This is a genomic window from Neptunomonas sp., from assembly GCF_016744175.1.
Taxonomy (GTDB): Bacteria; Pseudomonadota; Gammaproteobacteria; order Pseudomonadales; family Balneatricaceae; genus Neptunomonas.
The window spans coordinates 1-10,385 of the sequence record NZ_JADGEV010000074.1; the positions used below are offsets into that span (position 1 = coordinate 1).

General features: G+C 43.8%; 12 protein-coding genes and 1 tRNA gene. 8 read left to right on the plus strand and 5 right to left on the minus strand.

What is annotated here, in order from left to right:
• The 5 genes from QZZ55_RS19195 to QZZ55_RS19215 all read left to right on the plus strand — a co-directional run.
• A partial coding sequence (locus tag QZZ55_RS19195) for a YheV family putative metal-binding protein (RefSeq protein ID WP_293269036.1) occupies positions 1 to 196 on the plus strand: 196 nt, incomplete at its 5' end.
• Between the two features lie 136 nt (positions 197 to 332).
• A complete protein-coding gene (locus QZZ55_RS19200) occupies positions 333 to 800 on the plus strand; it encodes a hypothetical protein (RefSeq protein ID WP_293269037.1) in 468 nt (155 codons plus the stop codon).
• A 76-nt stretch (positions 801 to 876) separates the two neighbouring features.
• Positions 877 to 1,179 carry a hypothetical protein gene (locus QZZ55_RS19205; RefSeq protein ID WP_293269038.1) on the plus strand — a complete coding sequence of 101 codons (303 nt, stop codon included), beginning with the start codon at positions 877 to 879 and terminating at the stop codon, positions 1,177 to 1,179.
• Positions 1,180 to 1,300: 121 nt separating this feature from the next.
• Positions 1,301 to 1,894 (plus strand): DNA-3-methyladenine glycosylase I, encoded by a 594-nt coding sequence (locus tag QZZ55_RS19210; protein WP_293269039.1) that lies wholly within the window; start codon positions 1,301 to 1,303, stop codon positions 1,892 to 1,894.
• Between the two features lie 113 nt (positions 1,895 to 2,007).
• Positions 2,008 to 2,883, plus strand: coding sequence for a DMT family transporter (locus QZZ55_RS19215; RefSeq protein WP_293269040.1), 876 nt, complete (start codon positions 2,008 to 2,010; stop codon positions 2,881 to 2,883).
• Between the two features lie 221 nt (positions 2,884 to 3,104).
• Here QZZ55_RS19215 and QZZ55_RS19220 read toward each other — a convergent pair whose 3' ends face one another.
• Positions 3,105 to 5,621: a hypothetical protein gene (locus tag QZZ55_RS19220; RefSeq protein ID WP_293269041.1), complete on the minus strand. Its 2,517-nt coding sequence runs from the start codon at positions 5,619 to 5,621 to the stop codon at positions 3,105 to 3,107.
• 228 nt (positions 5,622 to 5,849) lie between these two features.
• Between QZZ55_RS19220 and QZZ55_RS19225 the strand changes: the two genes are divergently transcribed.
• Complete coding sequence (locus QZZ55_RS19225) at positions 5,850 to 6,032, plus strand: hypothetical protein (RefSeq protein WP_293269042.1); 183 nt, start codon at positions 5,850 to 5,852, stop codon at positions 6,030 to 6,032.
• A gap of 19 nt (positions 6,033 to 6,051) precedes the next feature.
• Here QZZ55_RS19225 and znuB read toward each other — a convergent pair whose 3' ends face one another.
• From znuB to QZZ55_RS19240, 3 genes are read right to left on the minus strand one after another with little or no spacing between them, the layout of a single operon-like run.
• A complete protein-coding gene (znuB, locus tag QZZ55_RS19230) occupies positions 6,052 to 6,849 on the minus strand; it encodes a zinc ABC transporter permease subunit ZnuB (RefSeq protein WP_293269047.1) in 798 nt (265 codons plus the stop codon).
• Between the two features lie 3 nt (positions 6,850 to 6,852).
• Positions 6,853 to 7,650: a zinc ABC transporter ATP-binding protein ZnuC gene (gene znuC, locus QZZ55_RS19235; protein ID WP_293269043.1), complete on the minus strand. Its 798-nt coding sequence runs from the start codon at positions 7,648 to 7,650 to the stop codon at positions 6,853 to 6,855.
• On the minus strand, positions 7,647 to 8,141 hold the full coding sequence (locus QZZ55_RS19240; protein WP_293269044.1) for a Fur family transcriptional regulator: 495 nt from the start codon (positions 8,139 to 8,141) through the stop codon (positions 7,647 to 7,649). The genes znuC and QZZ55_RS19240 overlap by 4 nt, the downstream gene beginning before the upstream one ends.
• Positions 8,142 to 8,212: 71 nt before the next feature.
• Here QZZ55_RS19240 and znuA point away from each other — a divergent pair, with 71 nt between their 5' ends.
• Both znuA and QZZ55_RS19250 read left to right on the plus strand, forming a co-directional pair.
• Complete coding sequence (gene znuA / locus QZZ55_RS19245) at positions 8,213 to 9,160, plus strand: zinc ABC transporter substrate-binding protein ZnuA (protein ID WP_293269045.1); 948 nt, start codon at positions 8,213 to 8,215, stop codon at positions 9,158 to 9,160.
• A 98-nt stretch (positions 9,161 to 9,258) separates the two neighbouring features.
• A tRNA-Leu gene (locus tag QZZ55_RS19250) sits at positions 9,259 to 9,345 on the plus strand.
• A 128-nt stretch (positions 9,346 to 9,473) separates the two neighbouring features.
• On the opposite strand, the gene QZZ55_RS19255 is transcribed toward QZZ55_RS19250, so the two are convergent.
• Positions 9,474 to 9,599: a hypothetical protein gene (locus QZZ55_RS19255; protein WP_293269046.1), complete on the minus strand. Its 126-nt coding sequence runs from the start codon at positions 9,597 to 9,599 to the stop codon at positions 9,474 to 9,476.
• Between the last annotated feature and the right edge of the window lie 786 nt (positions 9,600 to 10,385).

A 10,385-nucleotide genomic window follows, 5' to 3' on the forward strand; every position in this document is an offset into this window, starting at 1 on the left:
CCGCGAATACCGTGAATGTGTTAAATGCGATTATGTGGATGGGCAAAACTTAGATGGCTCACCTGAGGAGGCTGAGTTAGAAACACGTGTGAATAAGCCGTCCAGTAAGCAATCAGAGTCTAAATCAGAGCCTAGCTCTATTGCTCAACCGTTGATGTTTGTACCCAATCCGGGTCTTAAAAACAAGGAGCACTGATACTAAGTAAAGTACGTTATGTTGTTAGTTATTCTGAATTGTAATTTTGGCTGAGGTGTGTACTATTTTTAAGGTTAGTATCCAGAGTGCTCGGTGAGAGATATTTATAATAAAGCAAATGCAAGGGAGTTGTGAAATGCCTACAGTTTTAGGGATACATAGTAATGTAGCAGGTGAAAATAATGGATTTTCAAGTGGGCATGCTTGGATTACAGTAACAAAAAATAGTGTAACACAAGCGTATGGTTTGTGGCCTGATGGGCATCCTCGTACTGTTGATAACGGCCCAAAAACTGATATCAGGATTGGTTTAGAAGGTACTCGTTTTCCTGCAGCTAGCCGCTTTTTTAAGCTAAACGCGAGTCAAGAGGTTAGTCTTAATATAGAGCTGAAGAAAATCATTGGGTGGACCTATACGAATACCTGTGCATCATGGGCATCTGACGTTGTTTATACAGTAGTTGGGGTCGATGTCGATGCGGATGACTGGGCTGGCTTTGAGACGCCAAGGGAGTTAGGGCGTCATATCGTTGCGCTTGAAAAAGCTAACCCTACGACAGTAAAAATGCCCGTAGCATTACAGCATAAACAATCAAGTTGGTAACGATATGAGAATTCTATTTTCCATTTTATTACTCGTACTTTCAACAGGTTGTAATAGTTTAGGTAAGGATACACAAATGAAATATACTTCTGAAAAGCTTGAAGAGATATCTTACGCTCTGGAAGGAGAGAGCGTGAACTTAACGTATAGGGTTTTGCTTGAAAGCATGTACTTTTCTCCTGGAGTGAATATAAGGGAAGAAGAGAATAAAACCTATCTTGATATAGTTCGGTGTAAAGTTGCAGGTACCTGTGATGTACAGTATGTTTCACATTTTAATGAAGATGGTTCTCAGTCAGTGACTATAAAAGCACCTATTGATCCCTCTGCTGTTTGGGTCGAAGGTGAAAATGGCAATAAACTCATTACTGACTATTGAGTACTATTTTTTCGCTGGATGAAGCTTTAGTGATGGTGAAGCTCGTAGGACGCTAGCTAAAGCAATTAGTTGCTTTAGCTAGTTTTAATTGGTTAATTTCTCGATTATAAGGGCTTGGTTCATGTGCCAGCGGTGCCACTGGGCAACAAATCAGACTTTGTTAGAACAGAAATACCACGATAACGAGTGGGGAATGCCGCAAACAGACGATAGCGTGTTGTTTGAGTTTCTTGTATTGGAAGCCGCTCAGGCGGGTTTGAGCTGGCGCACTGTCTTGGAGAAACGAGAAGGTTATCGACATCATTATCATGGCTTTGATCCGGTAGCCGTTGCGGCATTTGATGATGCCCAGCAGCAGGTGATGTTAGCTGATCCGGCCATTGTTCGTAATAAACTTAAAGTGGCATCGTCGATCTCAAATGCGCGTGAATTTCTACGCTTGCAGAAGGAGTATGGTAGCTTTGCGCGTTATCTGTGGGGCTTTGTAGATAATAAGCCGATACAAAACAGCTGGAAAGATTACACCGAAGTCCCCGCCGAAACTGACATCTCTAAGCAGCTCTCTAAAGCGCTAAAAAAAGAGGGGATGCGCTTTGTTGGTCCAACAATTATGTATGCTTATATGCAAGCCGTAGGCATGGTCAATGATCATGAAGTGAGCTGCTGCCGATACCAAGTATGTAGTGAAGCAGGGAGGAGCTTTTCTCTAAGCTAGTTTTTCACGTGAGTTTCTGCGGCTATTTAGCATAGCTTTGGAAAGCCTATGTAGCAGATATATCTATTATTATTTTGTTCTAATATAACTTACTTAAGTGACTCTCAAATCAAATGATACTTGCTTTTGTAGCTCGTTTTCCTATCAGTGTTCGTTACATGCTTCTTTCTGCGCTGGGGTTTGCGTTGATGGCCGCTTGTGTCAAAGCCGTTAGTGCATATGGCATCCCCGTGTTAGAAATTGTTGCAGCGAGAGCGCTGGTATCATTGGTTATCAGTTACTTCGATATACATAGGAAAAAAATATCAGTATGGGGTAATAATAGATTACTGCTACTGGCCCGTGGGGTTGTGGGAACGCTAGCATTGATATGCGTATTTTTTGCAGTGACAACTCTGCCGTTAACGGAAGCGACTTTCTTACAATATACGTACCCTGCGTTCACCGCCGTTATAGCGTTATTTTTCCTCAAAGAGCGAATCAACCTCTCGACAATTGTTTGTATTAGTCTCAGTTTGATTGGGTTGATGATTATCGTGCAACCAGGACTTTCTGTGGGAGGCGTTGCTGCTTTGCCTCTTCTCAGTATCGTTGCTGCGTTGATAGGGGCGTTTGGCAGTGCTGTTGCTTATGTGCTAGTGAGGCGGCTTAGCCAAAGCGAAGATAGCTCAGTGATTATTTTCTACTTTCCTCTTATTGCTCTACCTATATCCATACTTTTGCTGAGAGATGGCTTTATTATTCCGGGGTTAATAGAGTCGGTTTTATTAATTCTTGTTGGAATTTTTACTCAAATAGGGCAGGTGGGGATTACAAAAGCAATGTCATCTGATACCGCAGGAAAAGTAGCGGGTTACTCGTATATTCAAGTAGTTTTCGCTGCCGTACTTGGTTTAGTTTTTTTCGATGAGTTACCAAGCTTATGGACGATGATAGGAGGCTGTTTCATCGTTGCGGGTGCATTCATAAATGCAATGTGGAAGCGCTAAACTGGATTTTTATGATGTCATTAGGTGATCAGTTTGGCTCGTGAGTGCAGCTCTAAAGGCTCATTTTTCATATCTTAGTAAGACTCATGCATTTACCCACTTGGTCAAGACCTTAAAAAGGCCCCGTCATTCCTTTGAAGGGCCTTTCGTCGTCATATTAATTCAAAGACACCTATGTGTTTAGACCACTATGCTTTGAATGGCTTATATCTTAAATACTATTAATACGTATATTCCACAAAGTCTGAATTGGAAAAGGACTGAACCCCAACCAAATCTGCAATATTGTCAAACGTGATGACGTGGTCGCGGTTGCTAGAAGTGCTCCAATCATTGTCATACCACAGCTCGGCTTTCCCGGATGTTGTATTGTGGACCACGACAAAAGCCTCGACGGCTGCTCCTGTATCTGTAGCAATCTGGTCTGCGCTAAGGGATGTTTGTAGCTCAATCACCTTATTTGCATCTGCGCTACCGATGGTAGTGACTCCAGAGCGGTTTTCGATATAATCGGTCACTGACAGTATGGCACCATCCTGTGTTGTGGTTGTATTTGCAAAATCAAAATGATTTAGGCCTACTTTATCCATGCCTTGGTTGAAGTCTAAGATTGTATCGGTTTGGTTGTCGTACTCGGCTAACCTGAACTGGTCTGCTCCACCATTGCCCGTTAATGTATCGGCGCCACCTAAGCTATATATGATGTCAGCATTGCTACCTCCTTGGATAACATCATCGGATAAGGAACCAGCGATGCGTAAAGCCCCAGAAAAAGCACTGGCGTCGATATTTGCAGCTGCAGAAAAACCAGCCAATTTGGAGCCGTTTGAGATATCAATACCTGCCTTAGCCATGACGCTTAAGTCGTGGGAGCCTGTAATGCTAAACACAGAGGTACTTGAATTCCCAAATGCATAGCCAAAGTGATTACTATTTTGATTTGTTTCTATCACATTTGAATTTGGGCCAGTGCCTGTAGAATCAAGCGTCAATGATGATATGTTTGAACGTATTTCAATCCCATATCTGTCATTATTATTGGATGTCGCTGTTAGGGTTGTTTCGCCGTTCGTTTCGCCGGTGCTGCTCAATTCAATATAGGCTGTATTACCCGCGTTTTTGCCTTCTAAGCGAAGAGCGTAATTTCCGCCCGATGAGATGTCAGTTGCAAACTTGATTCGATCTGAATTTTCAATATCAGATATTGTAAAGCCGTTGTTTGAACCTGTAGTTCCAGTGAAAAAGAACTCGTTAATGCTAGTGAAACTTGTTGCACTAAAGCTTTCCGCGCCGGCAACCCCTTCAAGCACTTGGAACCCGGTTGAATTATTGACTGCGGTTGCGCTTAAGTTATTAAAATTTTGTGTCGCAAGTGTATTTTTACCTGCGCCTCCATCAAGAGAGCTTGCGGTGTTAATCGTGCTGTTCTTTAAGAGGACACTATCGTCTGCAGAACTACCGGTGAATATAAAGCTGCTTTCCTCGCTATCGCGGGCATCGACTTGAATACCGCCACCCGTCATCTGAGATGCGTTAACTTCGTTCAAGCCAATAAAATTATTATGGCCTGAGAGCATCAAGGTAGCATCACCCGAAATGTTGATTGTCTTTAGTGTCATTGGGTCAATGCCAAGGCTGACATTTGAGAGGGTGGTTGTGCTAGAGATGTTGGCGATCTCAAAGGTGTTGTCGTTCGTTCCCGACGTGGTGACCATGCTAAAGTTTGCATTATCATCCATTATACCAGCACCATTGAGAGCTAGTGTGAAAGCGTCAGAAGAGCCTGAGCGGTCACCACTAGCATTGACTTCAAAGGAGCCAAGGGTATCCGTCATGCCAATGGTTGCGGCTGAGTCAATGTTGAGAGCACGGGTAAAGGCATTTGATACAGAACCCTTATCCACAACTTGGGCTTCATTGTTAATGTTGATGAAATCAAATGTAAACTGGTTGCTGGTAGCCTGGTTTTTGAAAAAAAAGTTTTCAATATTTGTTGAGACAGGGGATATGGTGTCTCCACCTGTTGATGTGCTCGCGACACGGATGTTTAGCTGATCAGTACCGCTATCACCATTAAGGTTGTCAGCGTTTGAGATGGTCGTCGCATTGCCCGTTGGATCAAAGATGCCAGAGTAGACATCAATATCGCTGGTGCCTGTTAAATTATCTGCTCCGCTAGTTAACGTAATTTGATTAGCATCAAAAAGATCTACATATTCGGCGGCCTCTTCACGTGTCACTGGGCTAGATGCGGTTACATTGGCTAGGAGCTCAACATAAGTATCCAAATCTTGAGGCTTATTTTTAGCGACATATAATTCAGAAACAAGTGCCTTGTTATTCAACAACGCGACTTGAGGAGCAAATTCAGCGGGCGGACTCTCCTGAGATAGAAACTCAACAGCTGCAAAAACTATATCGCCAAAGCTAGCGCCTTCGGTGATGACGGTTGTAAAGTATGCTTGAGCTTGAAAGCCGGCGCTGGCAGGGTCGGAATCAGCAACAAGGCCAAAATGTTTCATCATAACATCGACCTTACTTTCTACTGTTATTTTCCCGCCCATAATGTTTTCTGTAAAGAATGTAATGCCTGATAGTGAATGCGACAAATCACGCATGCTGCTTCCGGCCTCAATAATGTTTCCTAGTCCTGTTAGGTTCGGTCCACTAATACCACCGTTAAATAACCCGATCACGATTTTTAACATGGTTGTTTGTTGTTGGGTTGTGATAGCCATATGGGTGTTCTCCAAATAATATCATTTGATTAACAAGTAAAACTGCACTAGTAATCCAATGCCCATTTGGCAACTACACATAAATAAATCAGATACTTAGCCTAAGGTTAAATCTTAGGCGTCTATTTAGTTATCGATAATTACCGACCCCATCAAGAGTAGAATAACCTGTACAGTTGTGTGCTCAATTTCATCTCTGTGTAGAGATGACAGTACAGTAAGAGTTGGATGAAGCAAAGTTTTATAGAAACCCGGTCAGGTCAATTTTTACCAATGGTCTATCTAGAGGGTGATTTTAATCGTGTTTACTTGAATCAATGGCAGAAGGATAAGAGAGGAAGAGCGTCGAAGAGAATCATTGTCCATACACGTAGCCAAACCTCTTTATGGTCGCGCGGAGCTGATCAGTAAGTTGGTAGTGGTTTAAATTTCAGGCGTTTGATGAGTGTCTGGATGGCATAATATAAATAACCACAAACTCAAACAGCGCAGCTACAACCACTGATGGCCCTGCTGGCGTATCCCATGTCCACGAGCCCCATATGCCGATTAATACCGCAGCACAGCCAAGTGCTGAGGCGTAAACAGCCATCTGTTCTGGTGTGTTAGAAAGGCGCCTAGCCGCAGCGGCGGGGATGACTAGCAAAGATGTAATGAGTAAGATGCCGACGATTTTCATTGATACAGCAATCACAACAGCAATAAGAACCATCAAAATCAGACGAGTCCGGCTAACATTGACACCTTCAACCTGTGCCAGTTCTTCGTTAATAGTAATAGCGAGCAAAGGTTCCCAGAAGATACGGATGGTAATCAAGACGGCGGCGCCTCCGGCTAGAATCCATGCTAGATCAGCAGGGGCTATCGCGAGTAGATCACCAAACAGATAATCCATTAAATCCAATCTAGCATCGTCAATAAACGAGAGAGTGACCAAGCCTAGTGAAAGGGTGCTGTGGGCCATGATTCCAAGCAGGGTGTCGGTTGCGATCAGCCGCTGTTTTTGTAAAGAAACCAGAACCAAGGCTAAGAGTACGCAGCAGGCAATAACGGCAATGTTGAGGCTAATGTCGAGTAAAATGCCCAGAGCCACTCCTAAAAGCGCCGAATGTGCCAAGCTATCCCCAAAGTAGGCCATGCGGCGCCACACCACAAAAGCACCAAGAGGGCCCGCCACTGCGGCAACCCCTAATCCACCAAGGATGGCATAAAGTAGAAAGTCGTAAATCATTTAGTGGTTACACTCGCTATGGGCTTTTTCGTTGTGATCGCTAGGGTGTGGGTGGTCAGCGATAACATCACCATGGGTATCATGGTTGTGGTTATGATGATGGCTATAAAGGGCCAAGCTTGCTGCGCCTTGCTCACCAAAAAGTTCAATAAAGGATGGATCTGTGCTGACATGTTCAGGGCGGCCAGAGCAGCAAACATGATGATTAAGGCATATCACATGATCTGTAGAAGACATAACCAGATGTAAGTCATGAGAGATCATCAATACACCGCAACCGCGCTGTTTACGGATACGGGCTATTAAATTATACAGTGCTACCTGACCATTAATATCCACCCCTTGTACGGGCTCATCCAATACTAACAACTCGGGTTCACGCAAGAGGGCACGTGCCAGCATCACCCGCTGGGTCTCGCCGCCTGAGAGGTCGTGCATGGATTGTTCCATCAGGTGTTCGGCACTCACATCTTCAAGCGCTTGTTGCATTTTTGACAGCTCTTTCACACGTGCCGTTTGTAAAAAACGCTTTACGGTTAACGGAAAGGTGCGGTCTATGTGTAATTTTTGAGGCATGTAGCCCACACGTAAATTAGGCTGCAGCCAGACTTGGCCATTAGTGGGTTTGATCAACCCCAAAACAATACGTACTAGAGTGGTTTTACCCGCACCATTGGGGCCAATAAGGGTTGTGATGCAGTCCTTATGTAGTGTTAGATTAACATCCTGCAACACGTGATTATGGCCAAATTGAACATTGATACTCTCGAGCCTAACTAAATCGATGGGGTGGCTCATGAAGTGCTTTCTTCCTGTTGGCAATTAGGACAGATGCCTGCGACCTCAAGCATTTCAGTTTCTACGAGAAAACCGACGGCTTTGGCAGAGACTCTAATAGCTTTAGAGACGCTATCTGATTCTAGTTCAACGGCACTGTGGCAACGAGTGCAGATCAAAAAGCTATTATTGCACAGGTGTTCAGGGTGGCTACAGCCAATAAAAGCGTTGAGAGAGGCAATACGGTGGACTAAGCCTTGCTCCTGCAAAAAATCTAATGCTCGATAAACAGTTGGTGGAGCAGAGTTAAAACCTGCCTCGGCAAGCGCCGGTAAAATATCATAAGCACCCAACGGCTTATGGCTTTGCCAGATGAGTTGTAGCACCAGTTCGCGAACCGGTGTTAAGCGCTGTTGCCGGCCACGACAAAGCTCTGCTGCATCTTTTAGTGCTTGGGTAATACAGCGGCTATGGTCATGTTCTGGTTGGAAAGCGACTTCTGAATTATTCATAGGTAATGAGTCATGGGCAATAAGTCTATGTTTTGTTATATTGTAACATCAAATTACGCTGGAAGAAGAGCATGCACCCACAAAGAATACTATTGTCTCTATTACTCACCTTATTTATCCCTGTTGCAGTAGCCACAGAGTTGAAAGTGCTCACTAGTATTACGCCTATACAATTAATTGCCAGCGAAATATTAGCCGATGTTACGCAGCCCGAGGTGTTATTGCCTCCTGGTGCTTCACCTCATCAGTACTCTTTGCGCCCTTCAGATGTACGCAAGGTAAAACAAGCTGATCTGATCTTTTGGGTTGGGCCTGAATTAGAGCGTTTTCTTGAAAAAGCACTCAGCAAAACTGATGCGACAGTGCTGTCTTTTTTAGAAGCAGAAGAAATGCACCAAGAAGAAGCCGCGCCTGAGAATAAAAGTGAGCATGGATCGTCGCATCAAGAGGGCGAAGACAACCTATTAGCAAGTAGCCATCAGCATGATGGGCATGACCACGGCGGAACTGACCCGCATATCTGGCTTGATCCTATGTATGCACTGGAAATGGCAGAGATAATCCTCAATGAAGCGATTAAGGCTGCTCCTGATAAGCAATTATTACTTGAGCAAAACTACGTAGAGTTTGCTGCCGGTTTATTAGAAAAGGACCAGCTAATAATGGCGCAGCTAGCTCCTTTTAATGAGAGAGGTTTTGTGGTTTTTCATGATGCCTATAGTCGCTTTATTAAGCGCTATAACTTGCAACAGTTGGGCGCGGTGACTATTAACCCTTCGCGCAAAGCAGGAGCAAAGCATTTAAGCGAGCTACGTGAGGCCGTCATCAAGAGCAAGGCGGTCTGTATTTTTAGTGAGCCACAATTTAGCGGATCCATACTGAAAACGATTGCTGCTGGCACAGCGGTTCGTACCGCTGAGTTAGACCCGTTGGGACAACAAGTCATGCTTGGGAAAGGCGCGTATTTGGCATTCATTGCTGACTTTGCGCAGGTCTTTAAGGAGTGTTTACAGGATTAAATAAAGCCTAACAGCGGCGCCTAATTTGAGTACCTAAATTACAGCCTGAACAGCTTCCCAAAGATATAGCTGCTCTATATAATACTGCCCACTTTCGAGCAGATGTGGTGGAATTGGTAGACACGCTAGCTTCAGGTGCTAGTGCCTTCACGGGCGTGGGAGTTCGAGTCTCCCCATCTGCACCAATGCAGTATTCCTTTCTTGCTCAGTGTTCTTTCTTCCCCTTACTAATATCGGATTTTCATTTATATCCATATTTCCAGATATGAAAAAACCGGGACAAGCCCGGTAAAAAGGTGGGTGGAAAAGGAGACTATTTAGCGAGAATAATAACTTGTACAATGGCAGGTAAAATAGCGACAGCTAGGCCACCTAACACCATTAGGATAGATGGAACTACGCCGATTACTTCAACACCTTCTTCATGTGTGTGTGTCATTTTTGTATCTCCTCGCGTATCTGTTTAATTACTATACACATAGCAATGACAGTGCCAGTTTTGTTGTTTGTGCTATAACCATTTGTTTATAATCGATTTATTTATTATCTGTGGCGCACTGCGCAGTAGTGAAATAATTTGGAATGACATGGGGTTGGTCAGAAATGACATTTTTTTGTCATTATTGGTTTATGTGAGTGGCTAATAACTCCTTTGTTCAGCGCACCCTTTAGCTCTTATACGTTCCTTTAAATAAAGAAGCGAGTAGCGATAATATTGAATATGAAAAGAAAAGAGATTATCTGGAAAGCCGTATAACTTGATATGCGGTGAAAGATGGCTGCACGCGGATAAATTACAGGTGAGCAAAGCTTTCTAACTCATATAGTGGATATCAATGGAGTGATTAATATCCGAAATTATATTTTTATACTTACCCTCATTTTACCCCTCTATCTCATGCAGGTATGAGTAGCTTTCAAACTCCCCAGTAATGGGGATGTTATTGCTCCTACTCTTATTGATGAGCAAGGAATTTACAGCCTCGCTATTTCTGTAGAGTTTATTCGTGGGCCTTACGATAGAGGCGATACTAGATAAATGAGCCAAATTAACCTGTTTTCGCAGCTTAGCGGCACGCAATAGTGGGCTTTTTACTGCTGATGTAACTTGTTGATTAGTTCGGGTATTTCAGAGGGGTGCACAATCGTATGGCTTGGGTTGATACCTAGTTCTGCATCCAGTGGGCGCTGGTGTTGGATCCACACCGACGTGATACCGCTGTTG